General features: G+C 69.5%; 13 protein-coding genes, 1 pseudogene and 1 riboswitch. Of the genes and pseudogenes, 8 read left to right on the top strand and 6 right to left on the bottom strand.

The window, feature by feature from the left end:
• Positions 1-63 precede the first annotated feature (63 nt).
• The 6 genes from ABZZ20_RS15015 to ABZZ20_RS14990 form a co-directional block, all read right to left on the bottom strand.
• A complete protein-coding gene (locus ABZZ20_RS15015; RefSeq protein ID WP_356869829.1) occupies positions 64-1,065 on the bottom strand; it encodes an ABC transporter permease in 1,002 nt (333 codons plus the stop codon).
• A gap of 141 nt (positions 1,066-1,206) precedes the next feature.
• On the bottom strand, positions 1,207-2,976 hold the full coding sequence (locus tag ABZZ20_RS15010) for an ABC transporter substrate-binding protein (protein ID WP_356869828.1): 1,770 nt from the start codon (positions 2,974-2,976) through the stop codon (positions 1,207-1,209).
• Positions 2,977-3,017: 41 nt separating this feature from the next.
• A complete protein-coding gene (locus ABZZ20_RS15005) occupies positions 3,018-4,010 on the bottom strand; it encodes an ABC transporter permease (protein ID WP_356869827.1) in 993 nt (330 codons plus the stop codon).
• 492 nt (positions 4,011-4,502) lie between these two features.
• Entirely contained in the window at positions 4,503-5,243 is a 741-nt protein-coding gene (locus tag ABZZ20_RS15000) for an enhanced serine sensitivity protein SseB C-terminal domain-containing protein (protein ID WP_356869826.1), read from the bottom strand.
• A 67-nt stretch (positions 5,244-5,310) separates the two neighbouring features.
• Positions 5,311-6,045, bottom strand: a complete 735-nt coding sequence (locus ABZZ20_RS14995) for an enhanced serine sensitivity protein SseB (RefSeq protein WP_356869825.1) — start codon at positions 6,043-6,045, stop codon at positions 5,311-5,313.
• 124 nt (positions 6,046-6,169) lie between these two features.
• Positions 6,170-6,871 carry an AAA family ATPase gene (locus ABZZ20_RS14990; protein WP_356869824.1) on the bottom strand — a complete coding sequence of 234 codons (702 nt, stop codon included), beginning with the start codon at positions 6,869-6,871 and terminating at the stop codon, positions 6,170-6,172.
• A gap of 200 nt (positions 6,872-7,071) precedes the next feature.
• A riboswitch (glycine riboswitch) is annotated at positions 7,072-7,175 on the top strand.
• Positions 7,176-7,358: 183 nt separating this feature from the next.
• On the opposite strand from ABZZ20_RS14990, the gene gcvT reads away from it, so the two are divergent.
• From gcvT to ABZZ20_RS14950, 8 genes and pseudogenes are all read left to right on the top strand, one after another.
• Positions 7,359-8,474 (top strand): glycine cleavage system aminomethyltransferase GcvT, encoded by a 1,116-nt coding sequence (gcvT, locus tag ABZZ20_RS14985; RefSeq protein ID WP_356869823.1) that lies wholly within the window; start codon positions 7,359-7,361, stop codon positions 8,472-8,474.
• A gap of 80 nt (positions 8,475-8,554) precedes the next feature.
• Positions 8,555-8,935: a glycine cleavage system protein GcvH gene (gene gcvH / locus ABZZ20_RS14980; RefSeq protein ID WP_356869822.1), complete on the top strand. Its 381-nt coding sequence runs from the start codon at positions 8,555-8,557 to the stop codon at positions 8,933-8,935.
• Between the two features lie 15 nt (positions 8,936-8,950).
• Entirely contained in the window at positions 8,951-10,207 is a 1,257-nt protein-coding gene (glyA, locus tag ABZZ20_RS14975) for a serine hydroxymethyltransferase (RefSeq protein ID WP_356869821.1), read from the top strand.
• Positions 10,208-10,521: 314 nt separating this feature from the next.
• Complete coding sequence (locus ABZZ20_RS14970) at positions 10,522-11,904, top strand: L-serine ammonia-lyase (protein ID WP_356869820.1); 1,383 nt, start codon at positions 10,522-10,524, stop codon at positions 11,902-11,904.
• 54 nt (positions 11,905-11,958) lie between these two features.
• Positions 11,959-12,300: pseudogene (locus tag ABZZ20_RS14965) on the top strand (PIN domain-containing protein); the annotation flags it as partial.
• 177 nt (positions 12,301-12,477) lie between these two features.
• Positions 12,478-12,885, top strand: coding sequence for an SsgA family sporulation/cell division regulator (locus ABZZ20_RS14960; protein ID WP_356869926.1), 408 nt, complete (start codon positions 12,478-12,480; stop codon positions 12,883-12,885).
• 177 nt (positions 12,886-13,062) lie between these two features.
• Entirely contained in the window at positions 13,063-13,872 is an 810-nt protein-coding gene (locus tag ABZZ20_RS14955) for a DeoR/GlpR family DNA-binding transcription regulator (protein ID WP_356869819.1), read from the top strand.
• 802 nt (positions 13,873-14,674) lie between these two features.
• Entirely contained in the window at positions 14,675-16,753 is a 2,079-nt protein-coding gene (locus ABZZ20_RS14950) for an alpha-galactosidase (RefSeq protein WP_356869818.1), read from the top strand.
• Positions 16,754-16,880 lie beyond the last annotated feature (127 nt).

The following is a 16,880-nucleotide window of genomic DNA, read 5'->3' as shown; positions in this document are numbered from 1 at the left end:
CGGATTCGCGGTCGGCGGGCTCGCCGGAGCTGGAGGTGCCAGAAGAAGAGGCGGGGTTCTCGGTCACGTCAGCCTCACGCGCGGGTCGATGACGGCGTACAGCAGGTCCACGATCAGGTTGGCCATCACCACGAAGAGCGCGGCGAGCAGGGTGACGCCCATGATCACCGGCAGGTCGCCCTGGCCGATGGCGGCGACGGCCGCCGTTCCCAGACCCTGGAAGTTGAAGGTCGTCTCGGTGAGCACCGCGCCGCCGAGGAGTCCGCCGAGGTCGAGGCCGAACATCGTGACGATCGGGGTGAGGGTGGAGCGCAGGGCGTGCTTGCGGATGACGACGCTCTCCGTGAGTCCCTTGGCCCGGGCGGTGCGGATGTAGTCCTCGCCGAGGACCTCCAGCATCGTGGCGCGGGTGATGCGGGCGTAAGTGGCGGCGAAGAGGAAGGCGAGGGTCACCCAGGGCAGGATCAGGGAGTTGAGCCAGGCCACCGGATCCTCGGTGAGCGGTTTGTAGTTGGACACGTCCAACCAGCCGAGGCTGTAGACGAAGATCGCTGGGGCCACCATGCCGGTGAAGAAGATCGGCAGGGAGACGCCGGCGAGGGCGCCGACCATGACGGTGCGGTCGATGGCGGTCCGGCGTCTGAGCGCCGAGATCACACCGGTGGCCACACCGGCGATCACCCAGATGACCGCTGCGCCGAGGGCGAGCGAGAGGGTGACCGGCATGCGGTCGACCATGGTCTCCCAGACGGGAGCCTCGGTCTTGAAGGAGTAGCCGAAGCAGGGGGCGGCGCAGTGGGTGACATCGGCGCCGCCGTCGTAGTCGCGGCCGACGAAGATGCCCTTGACGAAGGTCAGGTACTGCTCGGAGATGGGCTTGTCGAAGCCCATCTTCACGCGGATGCCCGCCAGGGCGGTCTCGTTGGTCTCGCGGCCGGCGTACATGAGGGCCGGATCGCTGCCTGTGATCTTGGGGACCGCGAAGAAGATGCCGAAGGTGACCACGGAGACCACCAGCAGCGTGGCGACGACGTTGAACAGCCGCCGTATGAGGTAGACGAGCACTGCAGTCGGCCGCCCGGGGCGGGCGGCTGCCGTCCCTCGTGGGGACGACAGCCGCCGCCTGCGGCCTTCACCTGCCCTTCGGACTAGCGCATGTGCGGTGAAGGCACTTGCCTGTTGTTACGTGACGACTCGACGACTCGACTACTTGGCGGCGATGCCGACCGTGGCCAGGTCGATCTTGCCCATGGAGTCGTTGAAGTAGACGTTCGTCAGACGCGGGTTGTGGTAGACGAAGGCCTTGTCGAAGTTGATCGGGAGGTAGAGAGCCTTCTCCATGATCTTCTTGTTGATGTCCGTGTAGAACGGAGCAGCGGCTTCCGGAGTCGCGGCGGCAGCAGCCGTCTTGAACAGCTGGTTGATCTCCGGGTCGTTGATCATCGTGTAGTTGTTGTTGCCGTTGGGCTGGATGAACGATCCGTCAACGAGCGGCTGCAGGAAGCCCGAGCCGGAGTTGTAGTCGGCGCCCCAGCCCATCACGATGATGCCGTAGTTCTTCTTCTTCACGTTCTCGGGCGAACCGATCACGGAGGAGGAGAGCTTGCCGTCGTACTGGTCGATCGTGACCTTGATGCCGACCTTGGCGAGCGACGCCTGCAGGGACTCGGCGGTCTTCACCTCGGGCGCGCGGTTGTTGCGCACCGCGATGGTGGTCTCGAAGCCGTCCGGCTTGCCACAGGCCTTGAGGGCCTCCTTGGCCTTGGCCTCCTGCGGCTCGCCCTTCGTCAGGCCGAACGGGTCGTAGCTCTTGTCGGCACCGGGGATGCCGGGCGGCAGCATGTTCGCGCCGAGGTCACCGCTGGTCGGGCCGCCACGGGCGGTCTGCAGGGACTTCGGGTCGGCCGCGTAGATGACGGCCTTGCGGCACTCGATGTTGTCGAACGGCGCGACCGTGGTCGGGAAGGCGAAGTAGCGGATGTAGCCCGTGAACGGGTTGTCCGCGTTCTTCTTCAGGTTCTCGTCCTTGAGGACCTTGTTCTTGCCGGCCTGCTGCATGCCCGTGCCGTCGATGGCGAGGTCGATGTCGCCCGACAGCAGACGCGCGTCCATGTCGTCCGGGTTGGTGGTGACCGTGAAGGAGACCTTGTCCGGCAGACCCTTGCGGATCGTGTCGGTCTTCGGGTCCCAGTTCTCGTTGCGGACGAAGGTCGCGCCCTTGCTCGCGGTGAAGCTCTCGACCTTGTACGGGCCGGTGGAGACCGGCTTGTTGGTGTACGTGGCGCCCGTGTCCTTGGCCGCCGGGACCGGCGAGGAGGACGGCATGGCCAGCAGGTAGCTGAAGTCGGAGTTGGCGCTCGCCAGGTTGAAGACGATCGTCTTGTCGTCCGGCGTCTCGACGGACTTCAGGCCCATCTTGTTCGGGTCGGTGTCCTTGTAAGGGCCGGGGTACTTCTGACCCTGGTCGAGGATGTCGATCAGGTAGGTGGGACCGCCGGACAGCACGTCCTGCGCGAAGACGCGCTCGATGCCGTACTTGATGTCCTTCGAGGTGATCGGCGAACCGTCCTCGAACTTCACGCCGTCCTTGAGCTTGAGGGTGTACGTCTTGCCCTCGTTGCTCAGGACCGGCAGGGCCTCGGCGAGGTCCGGGACGAGCTTGCTGCCGTCCTTGCCCGGCTTGCTGTCGTACGCGAGCAGCTGGCGCACGTAGAGGCGCTGGATGTCCCACACGAAGCCGTAGTAGGCGCGCGCCGGGTCGAGGTAGTCGACGTCCTGCGGCGACCAGAGCTTGAGCTCGCCGCCCTTGGCGTCCGAGGGGTTCACCATGCCGGTCGTGGCGGCGTTGAAGGCCGCGGCACCGTTGCCGCCCTTGCCCTCGGGCTTCTTCTCGCCGTCGTTGCCACCGCACGCGGCGGTCAGGGACAGGGCGGCGATCACGGCGGTGATCGCGAATGCCTGCTTTCTGCGGATCACGTTGGTCCAACCTCCATAGGTGGGTGAATCGATGAAGCTGTTCAGCTGCCCTTGGGGTCGAGTGCGTCACGCAGCCCGTCCCCGAAGAGGTTGAACGCCAGGACGGTGATGAAGATCGTGATACCCGGGACCACCATGTACGTGGGGTCGTCCTGGTAGATGGGGACGGCGTCGGAGAGCATCTTTCCCCAGGACGCGGTGGGCGGCTTGACGCCGGCGCCGAGGAAGCTCAGGGCCGCCTCCGTCAGGATGTTGGTCGGGATGATCAGCGTCGAGTAGACGAGGATCGGCGCGACCAGGTTGGGCAGCAGCTCCTTGATCAGGATGTAGCCGCGGCCGGCGCCGAGACTGCGCGCGGCCTCGACGTACTCGCGCTCCCGCAGGGAGATCGTCTGGCCCCGGACGATGCGGCCGATGTACGGCCATCCGAAGAAGCCGATGACGACGATCAGTACGCCCATCCGGACACCCGAGCCCTCGAACCCCCAGAGGGAGTTGGGGACCACGGAGACCAGGGCGATGGTGAACAGCAACTGCGGGAAGGCCAGCAGCAGGTCCATCAGGCGGCTGATGACGCCGTCGACCCAGCCGCCGATGAACCCGGCGAGTGCGCCGAGCAGGCTGCCTATGACGACCGAGACGAAGGCCGCCAGGAAGGCGACGACCAGCGAGATGCGGGCGCCGAAGACGATCCGGCTGAACACGTCGCGGCCGTTGGTGGGTTCGACGCCCAGCAGGAAGTCGGAACTCATGCCGCCGAAGGAGCCGATCGGCGTACCGAGGTCCGGGTCGATCAGGTCCTCGTGGAACTCGTTGGGCGGGTGGCCCAACAGGCTCACGATCTGCGGCGCGAAGACCGCCACCAGGATCAGGAAGATCACGACCACGCCGCCGGTCAGCGCGACCTTGTCGCGCTTGAGCCGCATCCAGGCGATGCGGCCGGGCGAGCGGCCTTCGATGGCCTTGGCAGGGACGTCGGCTACGGACACGGGTGCGGGTGATTCCGCGCTCGTGTCATGCAGTGGTGCCGTCATCGTGGTGGGGACCCCTCTCGGCCGACGGGTTGCCGGCCCATGCCCGCCGCTGTGGCGGCGTTGGTGCGGAGTGGCGCTCGGAGTGCGTGGTGACACGCAGGACGCGTGCTGAGGTGCAAGAACTGCGGGAAGAGCTGGGCAAAGCGACAAGCGAATTGCATATGCCGAACCGGGTCTCGCAGGACTGACCGGCTCTTGGGTGGGGAGTCTTCATCGGCGCCGCGATCAGCCGCCAGACCCGCAGATGAATGGATGCGCAACCGTGATGTGAGGGTCGAGTTCCCGTTATCCGGACTTCACTGTCGCCTCAGCGGAGCAAGACAGTCCGTTCGGTACGCAATCGGACATGGCGCCCAACTCGCGGTAGGAGCACGCCTTTTGACCCCCCAAGAGCATGGAAATCCGGACAAGCCGAAGGCCGCAGGGAACGGTGGTTCCCTGCGGCCTTCGGCTTGTCCGGATTCAGCTGCCCCAGAGGCCGGGCGACCTCGATCAGTAGGCCGGGGCCTGGCCCTCGCGGTCGTAGAAGGGGCGGGTCTGGGCGCGCAGCCACATCGCGACGGGGTCGTGCTCGTCCGCGAGCGCCACCGTGCACACCGGCACGCCTTCGGGGACCGCTCCGACCGACTGCCGCATCATCTCCCGTACGGACTCCAGCGCGGGCGCGGAGGCGTCGTACAGGTCGAGCCCGACCGCGAGGTACGGCGACCCCAGCGAGGGCTGCACCCAGGCGCGGCGCAACGAGCGGACCGCGGGGGTGCGGTGCGCGTGCTGGGTCAGCAGCCCGTAGAACTGCGGGAGCTCAAGAGCGGGCTCGGACAGCCGCAACGGGCCGGCCGGCATCCGGTCGAGGCCCGTGGCGATCCGACGCAGGTCAGCCCACGGGATGCCGAGGCCGCCGCCCTGCGCGTGCGGGTTGAGCCACAGGCCCCAGCGGTCGGGGTAGAGGGCGCGGGCGATGTCCCGGCCGGTGACCACTTCGTAGCCCCGGTTCCAGCCGCTGGCGGCCAGCTCCTGGGGGGAGGTCACGCAGGGCGCGTACCCGAGGCCCTCGATCTCCATGCCGCCGTACTGGGCGTCCGGGGAGCCCGGCTGACCCTGCCAGAGCAGCATCCACAAACGGCCCTCGGCGAGGGCATGCAGCAGTGACTCGTAGCTCTCGTAGCGCCCCGGAGTCACCTGGCGCATCATGTGCTCGACCTGCCCGGCCGCGGCCGTGCCTGACGCACTCACCCGGTACCCCTCTTCGTCCGCGCGGGCGCACGGCGTACACCCGTATCTGCACTCAGCTTAAGCCGCCCTACGGAAGGTAGAAGGGGCGTACGCGCTCACGGATGAAGTCGACCACCGGGTCCTGCGCGGCGTCCAGGAGGATCAGCTGCACCGGCCAGGGCGGTGCCACGCGGGTCAGGGCCCGGCCGAGGGCGTCCATCGGCGCGTTCCGCATCTCGGGCTCCCATCCCACCAGCTGGACGCCGACGTAGAGCTCGGGCGCCCCGCCCTCGACGCTGGCGAGGCAGCGGTGGGCGGCGAGGACCACGCCGGTGGCGCGGAACTCCTCGGCGGCGGCGGTCAGGAAGTCCACCGGATCGTCCTGCCAGTCGGGCTCGTAGAGCCGGACGCGACCTCCCGTGCCGGGGCCGTCGAGCGGGGTCCGGCCCGTGCGGCACAGCTCCGCGACGGCCGGCGGGGGAAGCGGAACGCCGACGGCACCCTCCGGGTTCACCGCGATGCCGAGCTGCGGAGGCAGGCCACGGGCGAACTCGACGGCGGGTGCCACCACGAAGTCCATGCCGGGGCCGACGCAGGAGCGGAACTGGGCCTCAGAGCTGTACACCGGAACGTACGCCGCGCCGGCGATCTCCATGGTGGGCAGCACGATCGAGGCCCCGTCCGGGGCGCCACCGGCGGGCAACGGCACCCAGAGCAGGCTCCGTCCGAGCACTTCGACGATCCGCGCGCCGGCTTCCGCCTGCCCGAGCGCCGCCCCGAGCACCTGCTCCAGCTCGTTGTCCGGCCAGCCGCCGCCCTGCATCTCCGCCTCCGTTTGTGGTCGCTCTCGCTGCCTTGTTGTCAGGCCGAGGCTAGTGGGTCGCCCCGCCCCCGCTTCCCGCGGCTCCGCCCCGGCGCCGCGTCCGGTGCCCGCGCCAGCGGCGCACTCAGGCCGCGGGGGTGCCCGGAGCGCGGAAGGCGATGCGGGTGACGCGGGAGGCCGAACTGCGGTCCAGGAGGATCGCCGAGGTGCAGCCCGCAGGGAGGCGGCCCGCCTCCGCGGCGCGCAGCAGGCGGTCCACCGCCGCCCGGTGGCGGGCGAAGGCGTACGTCGACACGCCCCGGCCGCGCGCCTCCTGTCCGGCCAGGGCCTCGTCCGGGGTGGTGTCCAACAGCACCAGGTGCAGCGCCCGGCCGCGCCGCCGCGCCGCCGTGGCGAGCAGCGCCCGGACCCAGGTCTGGGTACCGCAGTCGTGGACGACCGCCGAGGCGCCGGAGCGCAGCGTCCGCCACAGGCCCCAGTAGTGCGCGATGCGGACCAGCGGCCGGTACGCGGTGTACGGCAGCAGGTCGGGCATCCGGCGCTCCCAGCGCTCGCGCACGTCCTGGGAGTCGATGCCCCTGTCCTGCGCGGCCCGTTTGATCAGGGTGCTCTTGCCGCCGCCCGGGAGGCCGGAGACCACCACGATGTCCCCCTCCGCGAAGCCGAGCCACTGCGGTCCGTGCGCCTCCCGGCCGCGTAGGTCGCGCACGAGGCCGCCGTCGAGGCACGCCCGCTGCACCGGCGCCCCGTCCGCGGCACCCGCCGCCGTTCCCGGCGCGCTAGCCATCGCGCTTCCGGTCGCCGCCAGCACTCCGAATCTCCGCACGGTGATCACCTCCCCCGAATCGGGCCGCCAGGACCCCATGCCCACTGAGTGTAAAGAGACGGTAATCCGGCAGCCCCGGTTCCGGTCCAGCGTTTCCGGGCCGCACCACCGGTCCGTAGGTACTTCCGGGCCCGCCCGCCCGATCGCCCGGACGGCGTGCAATGATGTGCGCCATCTGGACCAACTGCATACCGGCCGCTTGAATCCGCGCGGGAGAGTCCCGGCACGCCGCAAGGCCGTGCTCGGGCGCCGAAGGAGCAAGTACCTCCCTTGAATCTCTCAGGCCCCGTACCGCGTGGATGAGGCAGATCTGAAAAGCGAGCCGCGCCACCGTCCTTCGTGACGGCACCGGCGCACGCTCCACCCAAGGTGCAAGCCGACGCTCCCCGTCCGTGACGGGGACTCTCGGCGAACCTCTCAGGTTCCGATGACAGATGGGGAGGATCGTCCTCGTCATGTCATGCCCTGGGACCCGGGAGCCACACCCATGAGCACTGCCCCCCGCCTGACCGCCCTCGATGCGCTGCACCGTTCGCTCGGTGCGACCATGACCGATTTCGCGGGCTGGGACATGCCCCTGCGGTACGGCAGCGAGCGCGACGAGCACAACGCCGTACGGACCAAGGCCGGTCTCTTCGACCTGTCCCACATGGGCGAGATCACGCTCACCGGCCCGGAGGCCGTCAAGGCCCTGGACTACGCGCTGGTCGGCAACATCTCCACCGTCGGTGTCGGCCGCGCCCGCTACACGCACATCTGCCAGGAGGACGGCGGGATCGTCGACGACCTGATCGTCTACCGCCTGGGCGAGACCGAGTACATGGTCGTCGCGAACGCCTCCAACGCCCAGGTCGTCCTGGACGCCCTCACCGAGCGCGCCGCCGGCTTCGACACCGAGGTCCGCGACGACCGTGACGCGTACGCGCTGATCGCCGTGCAGGGCCCGGAGTCCCCCGGCATCCTCGCCTCCCTCACCGACGCCGACCTGGACGGGCTGAAGTACTACGCCGGCCTGCCGGGCACGGTCGCGGGCGTGCCCGCGCTGATCGCGCGTACGGGCTACACCGGTGAGGACGGCTTCGAGCTGTTCGTCGCCCCCGAGCACGCCGTCGAGCTGTGGCAGGCGCTGACCAAGGCCGGCGAGGGCGTCGGCCTGGTGCCGGCAGGCCTGTCCTGCCGGGACACCCTGCGCCTGGAGGCGGGCATGCCGCTGTACGGGCACGAGCTGAGCACCTCCCTCACCCCCTTCGACGCGGGGCTGGGCCGGGTCGTGAAGTTCGAGAAGGAGGGCGAGTTCGTGGGCCGCGCCGCCCTGGAGGCCGCCGCCGAGCGCGCCGCGACGAACCCGCCGCGCAAGCTGGTCGGTCTGATCGCCGAGGGCCGCCGCGTCCCGCGCGCCGGGTTCCCCGTCGTCGCCGACGGACAGGTCATCGGTGAGGTCACCTCCGGCGCCCCGTCCCCGACGCTGGGCAAGCCGATCGCGATGGCCTACGTGGACGCGGCGCACGCCGCGCCCGGCACCTCCGGCGTGGGCGTGGACATTCGCGGTACGCATGAGCCGTACGAGGTCGTGGCCCTGCCGTTCTACAAGCGGCAGAAGTAACACCCGTACGCCGTTCCGGCCGTCTCAGTACGCAAGACCACTGTTCGTATTCACTCCCCCGCATCCAGGAGAATCAGGTCATGAGCAACCCCCAGCAGCTGCGTTACAGCAAGGAGCACGAGTGGCTGTCGGACGCCGAGAACGGCGTCGCGACGGTCGGCATCACGGAGTTCGCGGCCAACGCGCTCGGTGACGTCGTCTACGCCCAGCTCCCCGAGGTCGGCGACACCGTGACCGCGGGCGAGACCTGCGGCGAGCTGGAGTCGACCAAGTCGGTCAGCGACCTGTACTCCCCCGTCACCGGCGAGGTCGTCGAGGCCAACCAGGACGTCGTGGATGACCCGGCGCTCGTGAACACCGCCCCGTTCGAGGGTGGCTGGCTGTTCAAGGTCCGCGTCGCGGAGGAGCCGGCCGACCTGCTCTCTCCCGAGGAGTACGCCAAGCTCACCGCCGGAAACTGATCACAGGGGATCCTGATGTCTGTTCTGAACACACCCCTTCACGAGCTCGACCCGGACGTCGCCGCCGCCGTCGACGCCGAGCTCGTACGCCAGCAGTCCACCCTGGAAATGATCGCGTCGGAGAACTTCGCTCCGGTCGCCGTCATGGAGGCCCAGGGCTCGGTCCTGACCAACAAGTACGCCGAGGGCTACCCCGGCCGTCGTTACTACGGCGGCTGCGAGCACGTTGACGTGGTCGAGCAGATCGCGATCGACCGCATCAAGGCGCTGTTCGGCGCCGAGGCCGCGAACGTCCAGCCGCACTCCGGTGCGCAGGCGAACGCCGCCGCGATGTTCGCGCTGCTGAAGCCGGGCGACACGATCATGGGCCTGAACCTGGCCCACGGCGGTCACCTGACCCACGGCATGAAGATCAACTTCTCCGGCAAGCTCTACAACGTGGTCCCCTACCACGTCGACGAGACCGGCCAGGTCGACATGGCCGAGGTCGAGCGCCTCGCCAAGGAGTCCAAGCCGCAGCTGATCGTCGCCGGCTGGTCCGCCTACCCGCGCCAGCTGGACTTCGCCGCCTTCCGCCGCATCGCGGACGAGGTCGGCGCGTACCTGATGGTCGACATGGCGCACTTCGCCGGCCTGGTGGCCGCGGGCCTGCACCCGAACCCGGTGCCGTACGCCCACGTCGTCACCACCACCACGCACAAGACCCTCGGCGGTCCGCGCGGCGGTGTCATCCTGTCGACTCAGGAGCTGGCCAAGAAGATCAACTCCGCGGTCTTCCCGGGTCAGCAGGGCGGCCCGCTGGAGCACGTGATCGCGGCCAAGGCGGTCTCCTTCAAGGTGGCGGCCTCGCCCGAGTTCAAGGAGCGCCAGGAGCGCACCCTCGAAGGCGCGAAGATCCTCGCCGAGCGCCTGGTCCAGGACGACGTCAAGGCCGTGGGCGTGGACGTCCTCACCGGTGGCACCGACGTGCACCTGGTCCTGGTCGACCTGCGCAACTCCGAGCTGGACGGCCAGCAGGCCGAGGACCGCCTCCACGAGGTCGGCATCACGGTCAACCGCAACGCCATCCCGAACGACCCGCGGCCGCCGATGGTCACCTCGGGTCTGCGGATCGGTACGCCGGCCCTGGCCACCCGCGGTTTCGACGCCGAGGCCTTCACCGAGGTCGCCGAGATCATCGCGCAGGCGCTGAAGCCGACGTACGACAGCGAGGCCCTCAAGGCCCGCGTCTCCGCCCTCGCGGCGAAGTTCCCGCTGTACCCGTCCCTGTGACCGGGAGCAGCTCCCAGCCGTAGCTGGGGAAGGGTCGGGCCCGGTTCCTGTCTCCACAGGACCGGGCCCTTCTCATGGGTTGGACCTTCGGATCCGGCCGGCCCGGCGGCGCCCGTCGCCCGGGTGGTCGGCGCGGGCCGGAACGTGACCCGACCCACGCCCAACCGCAACCTCGCGCACCCGGTCGCCAGCCGAACCGTTCACCTCCCCACGTTAAGCTCGACTGTCGGACAAAATCCGAACAATCACCCCTCCTGAACCTTCCACCTCTCCTGCCCCGCCCACCCCACGAGCAGACAAGGGAGTCCGCCACCGTGGCCATCTCCGTCTTCGACCTCTTCTCCATCGGCATCGGCCCGTCCTCCTCCCACACGGTCGGCCCGATGCGGGCCGCGCGCATGTTCGTGAACCGGCTGAAGAAGGACGGCGTGCTCGCCCAGACCGCGTCGGTCCGGGCCGAGCTGTACGGCTCCCTCGGCGCAACCGGACACGGCCACGGCACCCCCAAGGCGGTGCTGTTGGGCCTGGAGGGCCACTCGCCCCGCACGGTGAACGTGGAGACGGCCGACGACGAGGTGGAGCGCATCCGCCACAGCGGTCGCCTGCGCCTGCTCGGCACCGAGATAGGGAGCGCGCACGAGATCGCCTTCGACGAGCCCTCCCAGCTGATCCTGCACCGCCGCCGGTCCCTGCCGTACCACGCGAACGGCATGACGCTCTTCGCGTACGACGCATCCGGCGCCCCGCTCCTGGAGAAGACGTACTACTCGGTCGGCGGCGGCTTCGTGGTGGACGAGGACGCGGTCGGCGAGGATCGGATCAAGCTCGACGACACCGTGCTGAAGTACCCCTTCCGCTCGGGCGACGAGATGCTCCGGCTGGCGAAGGAGACGGGCCTGTCCATCTCCTCGCTCATGCTGGAGAACGAGAAGGCCTGGCGCACGGAGGAGGAGATCCGCGAGGGCCTGCTGGAGATCTGGCGGGTCATGCAGTCCTGCGTCGCGCGCGGCATGTCCCGCGAGGGCATCCTGCCGGGCGGCCTGCGCGTCAAGCGCCGGGCGGCCTCCACGGCGCGCCAGCTGCGCACCGAGGGCGACCCGATGATGCACCGCAGCGAGTGGACGACGATCTACGCGATGGCGGTCAACGAGGAGAACGCGGCGGGCGGCCGTGTCGTGACGGCCCCCACGAACGGCGCGGCGGGCGTCCTCCCCGCGGTCCTGCACTACTACATGAACTTCGTACCGGGTGCGGACGAGGACGGCGTGGTCCGCTTCCTCCTCGCGGCGGGCGCGATCGGCATGCTGTTCAAGGAGAACGCCTCGATCTCCGGCGCCGAGGTCGGCTGCCAGGGCGAGGTCGGCTCCGCCTGCTCGATGGCGGCCGGCGCCCTGGCCGAGGTCCTGGGCGGCACCCCCGAGCAGGTCGAGAACGCGGCCGAGATCGGCATGGAACACAACCTGGGCCTGACCTGCGACCCGGTCGGCGGCCTGGTCCAGATCCCGTGCATCGAGCGCAACGGCATGGCGGCGGTCAAGGCCGTCACGGCGGCCAAGATGGCCATGCGCGGGGACGGCACCCACAAGGTCTCCCTCGACAAGGTCATCAAGACCATGAAGGAGACGGGCGCCGACATGAAGATCAAGTACAAGGAAACCGCCCGCGGCGGCCTCGCGGTCAACGTCATCGAGTGCTGAGGCTCTAGGCCCTGACCAGCGCGTTTCAATCTTTCAGCGCTGTCAGGGCCTTCCCTGCTTACGCAGCGGAAAGTCCCTGGATCCCCTGGGACAGACGCTCCCCCTGGCACCAAACTCGTACGACGCTCCCCGGAACTCACCGAGTGGCTCGCTGCGGCCGAGGCCGAGGACATCCGCGTGGTCACCAGCTCCGTCACGCTGGTCGAAACACGCGACCCCAAGGTCAACCGGGCCCGCTTCGACTACGCCGTCTCCCGCTTGAACATCGTGCCGCCCACCGAAGCCATCGCCCGCCACGCCAGCAATCTCCTCGCCGCCGCCGGCCTGCACGGCCACGAGTACGCCCTCGACGCCATCGTGGCCGCCACCGCACTCGCCTCGCCCGCCCCCGTGACTGCCCGGGAGCCCGAGCCGGCACGCAACAGCCATCGGCCCTTCCGCGTTTCCTGCGGGAAGACGGGCCCAGTGGCCCTGGGGATCGGGACCTTCGGCCCGCAGGGGCGGACAGCAGGTGGTCTAGCTTGCCCGGGGAGGGTGGGGATCCCCTCGAAGGCCGACAGAGAGGCGTCGTGCATGGACGGCATCGAGTACCGCCTCCTCCCGCTCCGGCTGGAGGCCTCGTCCGCGCCCGTGCCCGTGCACGGGGCCTTCACCTACCGCCGCGACCGGCCGTACGAGCTGGTCCTCGACTTCCAGGGCGCCGGCATGCACCTGGCGCACTGGGTGTTCTCCCGGGACCTGTTGCTCGACGGGGAGACCCGCGCGACGGGCGAGGGGGACATCCAGGTGTGGCCGCGCTGGCAGGGCGGCGAACCGCGCGTCTTCCTGGCCTTCAGCAACGGAGACCAGGGCTGCGTGGTGTCGGCCCGCGCGAAGGACGTGCGTGCGTTGTGCCGGCGGCTGGTCGGGCTGGTGCCGCGGGGCCAGGAACAGCGGTACTACGACCTCGACGCCGAGTTGAGCAGCTTGCTGCACCGATAATCCTGCGGCACGGCGCGCTCCAGCGCCGATGCCGGTCACGCTCCGGGCTCGCTCCTGGCGACAGCCGGCCATGCCGACGACTATCCTCGGACCGTTTGCTCCTGATGTTTTCGGTTCGTTTGCACTGCTGGTGATCGGTTTCGAGCGGGGCGCGCTGGTGTGAGGGGAATCTGGGCCGTGGCGGATTCGGGGTTGCTGGCGCACCAGCGGCAGGAACGCATCGTCGAGTTGGTCCGCCGGAGCGGGGCGGTACGGGTGGCGGAGCTGGTCGGCGAGTTGGGCGTCTCCGACATGACCGTGCGCCGGGATCTGGATGCGTTGGAGCGGTCCGGGGCCGTCAAGAAGGTTCATGGTGGTGCCGTGCTGGCCTCCGGCGCCGCCATGGACGAGCCGCGCTTCGAAGCCAAGTCGGGGCTGGAGTCGGCGGCGAAGGCGGCCGTGGCGGACGCGGCAGCCGCACTGGTCGAGCCGGGCAGTGTGGTGGCGGTCTCGGCGGGCACGACTGCGTTCGCGGTGGCATCCAGGCTGCTGGAGGTACCGGGGCTGACCGTGGTGACCAACTCCCTGCCCGTCGCCGACCTGCTGCGCGGCGCGGAGGAGCAGTACGGTGCCGCTGCGCCGTCCCTACTGCTGACGGGCGGCGCGCCGACCCGGTCGGCCGCCCTGGTGGGTCCGTTGGCCGATCAGTCGATCAAGGCCCTGCACGTCGACCTGCTCGTCCTGGGTGCGCACGGGGTGTCCGAGGAAGCCGGACTGACGACGCCCAATCTCGCGGAGTCGCAGACCAACCGTGCGCTCATCGGTTCGGCTCGTCGGCTTGTGGTGGTCGCGGACCACACGAAGTGGGGTGTGATCGGCCTCAGCAGGTTCGCATCGCTCGGCGAGGTGGACGTGTTCGTCACCGATGACGGCCTCGGCGCGCAGGCCCGGAGCGTGCTGTCCGACGCCGTCGGCGAATTGCTGGTCGCGGAGGGGTCCGGAGCCTGACCGCACCGTCGCCGTCGTACCGAGGCCTTGTCCTTGGAGCCGGCCGGGGCGCCATCGGTGGCAGGTCGATGTTCTGGACGCCAGGAACAGCTCCGTGCCGGTCGAGCACGCCGCGGTCGTCAAGCCGACGCGAGCAGCAGTCGGCGGCGGTGCGGCGGTGAGTGGTTTCGGAACACGAGGGGACGCTCCTTTGTGTCGAGTCCGCAGCGCGACCCGGCGCGGGTGGGATTCGAAGCGGGAAGGGAGATCGACCGGGTGCCTACAGGACCGTCATGTCCGCCGCGCAGACTCCCAAGGGCCCGTCAAACCCTCAGAAACCAACACGCTCCAACGTGACGTGACATATCACAGTGCCATTGCACTGCTAAGTCAAGGGGGCCGACGGGCCGACATCGCCTTGTGATGTTCCCGTGGGCGTGCGTCCGTCCCTATGCCGACGTCGCACTGTCGTAGCGTCACGCCTTCAGCCGCAGGTGAGGGCGGATCCCCGCCGCACCGACGTCCCGCCCCTGATGAACAGGGCGCCCTCGTGCAGGCGGGCTCGCCCACCATGTCACGATCTTCGCCGCGACAGTGGTCCTCGCCTTCTCGCCACCGATGCCGGTGACGGCCCGTCAAGATGCAGGCCTCACCAACGGCTTGTGAAGACGGTGTGTACGAGGGCTTGAGTACGGCCGCCTCGGCTGGCTACCATGCGTTGCTTTCTGTTTGAAGATTCCTCCAGCCGTCGACCTCTGGAGATGAATTCAACAGAAGCCAACGTGATACCTCACGCCCCCACTCGCTCACCTGGAGCGCCCCTATGCGTCCACCTGTGCCCCGTGCCGTTCTGCACGCCCTCGCTGCGCTGTCGCTCGCGGTATCCGGCCTCACCGCCGTCGTCGCCGCCTCCACCCCGGCCTCCGCCCTCGACAACGGACTCGCCCTCACCCCGCCCATGGGGTGGAACTCCTGGAACACCCTGGGCACCGCCGTGACCCAGCAACAGGTAGTCCAGACCATCGACTTCATGTCCGCCAACGGCCTGGTCGAGGCCGGCTACAACACCGTCACGATCGACGACGGCTGGTCACTGAACCACCGCGACGGGCAGAGCACGGACCTGGTGAAGAACTCCTACGGCGCGATGCAGCTGTACGACGCCAACCGCAACCCCACCAGCGGTACCGACGGCAACGGCTTCGACCTGACGACGGGACACCTGATCCCAGACCCGAACCACTTCCCGTCCCACAGCGTCAACGGGCGGACCCTCAACGGCATCGAGTACCTGTCCTGGTACGCCCACGGCAAGGGCATGAAGTTCGGCCTGTACGCCACCGACACCTACACCACCTGCCAAGGACACCCCGGCAGCCTCGGGCACGAGTCCACGGACGCAGCCGACTTCGTCGCCTGGGGCGTGGACTTCGTCAAGTACGACGACTGCCCGTACGGCCCGCAGATCACCGGTCCGGACGGCTACAACTACTACACCCAGGGCGAGGGCAGGGAGTTGACCCGGTCCATCTACGCCCGCACCCAGGACTTCCAGCGGGCCCTGGACGCCGCCTCCGCCAACCAGGGGAAGCCGCGCGTGGCGCTCAGCGTCTCCGCCCAGCCCGTGCACACCGGCGCCCCGTACTTGCTGGCCTCCGACGACCCGGCCCGCACCGACCCGGTCATCCGAGCGGCCGGCACTCCCGCCCGCCAGGCCCCGGGCTACGCACCCACCGGCGTGTGGTGCGGCCAGGTGGCGAACCTGTGCCGGATCGGCGGCGACCGCGGCCCCGACCTGGAAGGCGTGCTCTACAACGGCCAGTTGCAGACCGCTCTGCAATACCCGGGCAACGTGCGGCCCGGCAGCTGGAACGACATGGACATGATGTTCGCCGGCTGGCTGAACCCGTACGGTGTGTACGGCGTCACGGACACCTGCACCTGCCACAAGCCGATGAGCGACACCGAGTCGCGCAGCGAGATGTCGATCCTCGCCATGATGGCCTCTCCGCTGATCTCCGGCGCAGACCTGCGCAGCGCCGCCGACTCCCAGCACTCCTACGAAGGCCTCACCTGGTCCACAGGTATCAGCGCGAGCGCGTTGGCGATCTACAAGAACGCCGACGTCATCGCCGTCGACCAGGACACCCTCGCCAAACCGGCCACCTTGGTCGGCAGCCCGCCCAGCAGCAGCACCGCCCCGCTCGTCCTCAAGCGGCAGCTCGCCGGCGGCGACACCGCCGTACTGCTGGTCAACCAGGACCCGAACAACGCCCAGACCGTCTCGACGAGCCTGAGCGCCCTCGGCCTGACCGGCCCCGGCTACTCCTCCAAGGAGCTGTGGACCGGCGCCACCGGGAACATCACCGGCTCGATCAGCGCGTCCGTCGCCCCGCACGGCGTCGCCATGTACCGGCTCAAGCCGCTGCCCACCACCATTCCCGCGGCGGTGATCGGTGACGGCAAGTACCACGGCATCAGCGCCGGCGGCACCGGCGGCCAGGTCCTGGAGGTCCAGGGCACCTGCAGCGCCCCCGACGGCTCGACCACCGACATCAACACCTGGTGGAGCTGGCACACCTCGGAGCAGTGGCGGTTCGACGCGAACGCCGACGGCACCGTGCACATCACCGACAACTGCTACACCGGCACCCAGGTCCACGGCACCCTCACCGGCCCCGGCCCGAACGGCGGCCCGGCCTGGGTCCTCAACAGCTGGGACCCCAACAGCCCCTACCAGAAGTGGCGCGTGGTGCAGAACACCGCCACCGGCGCGCTGACCATCACCAACGTGGCCACCGGCCTCGCGCTGGACGCCTCACAGACCGCCCCCACCTCCGCCGTCGTCCTCACCCAGCCCAACGGATCGGCCGCAGGCCAGTCCTGGACCCTGATGTCCTGAGGCGGCGGCCCCGAAGCCCGGAGGAGCGCGGGCGGCGCCGACTTCGGACCCCGTGCCCTCCGCCAGGAGCCGCTCAACCCGCACGCCCCGAAGTCCGGCGTCGGCGGTGCGTGCGGTGGCGGCGCCC

Origin of the sequence: Streptomyces sp. NPDC006430 (assembly GCF_040612395.1) — a bacterium.
Classification (GTDB): domain Bacteria; phylum Actinomycetota; class Actinomycetes; order Streptomycetales; family Streptomycetaceae; genus Streptomyces.
Note: the sequence above shows the minus strand (reverse complement) of the source record. Positions and strands in the feature narration are given on the sequence as shown.

Bases quoted from the DNA above. Each gene is read 5' to 3' on its own strand.
- ABZZ20_RS14960 (WP_356869926.1), top strand. From the start codon at position 12,478: ATGGACGGCATCGAGTACCGCCTCCTCCCGCTCCGGCTGGAGGCCTCG.
- gcvT (WP_356869823.1), top strand. From the start codon at position 7,359: ATGAGCACTGCCCCCCGCCTGACCGCCCTCGATGCGCTGCACCGTTCG.
- ABZZ20_RS15005 (WP_356869827.1), bottom strand. From the start codon at position 4,010: ATGACGGCACCACTGCATGACACGAGCGCGGAATCACCCGCACCCGTG.
- gcvH (WP_356869822.1), top strand. From the start codon at position 8,555: ATGAGCAACCCCCAGCAGCTGCGTTACAGCAAGGAGCACGAGTGGCTG.
- glyA (WP_356869821.1), top strand. From the start codon at position 8,951: ATGTCTGTTCTGAACACACCCCTTCACGAGCTCGACCCGGACGTCGCC.
- ABZZ20_RS14950 (WP_356869818.1), top strand. From the start codon at position 14,675: ATGCGTCCACCTGTGCCCCGTGCCGTTCTGCACGCCCTCGCTGCGCTG.
- ABZZ20_RS14995 (WP_356869825.1), bottom strand. From the start codon at position 6,045: ATGCAGGGCGGCGGCTGGCCGGACAACGAGCTGGAGCAGGTGCTCGGG.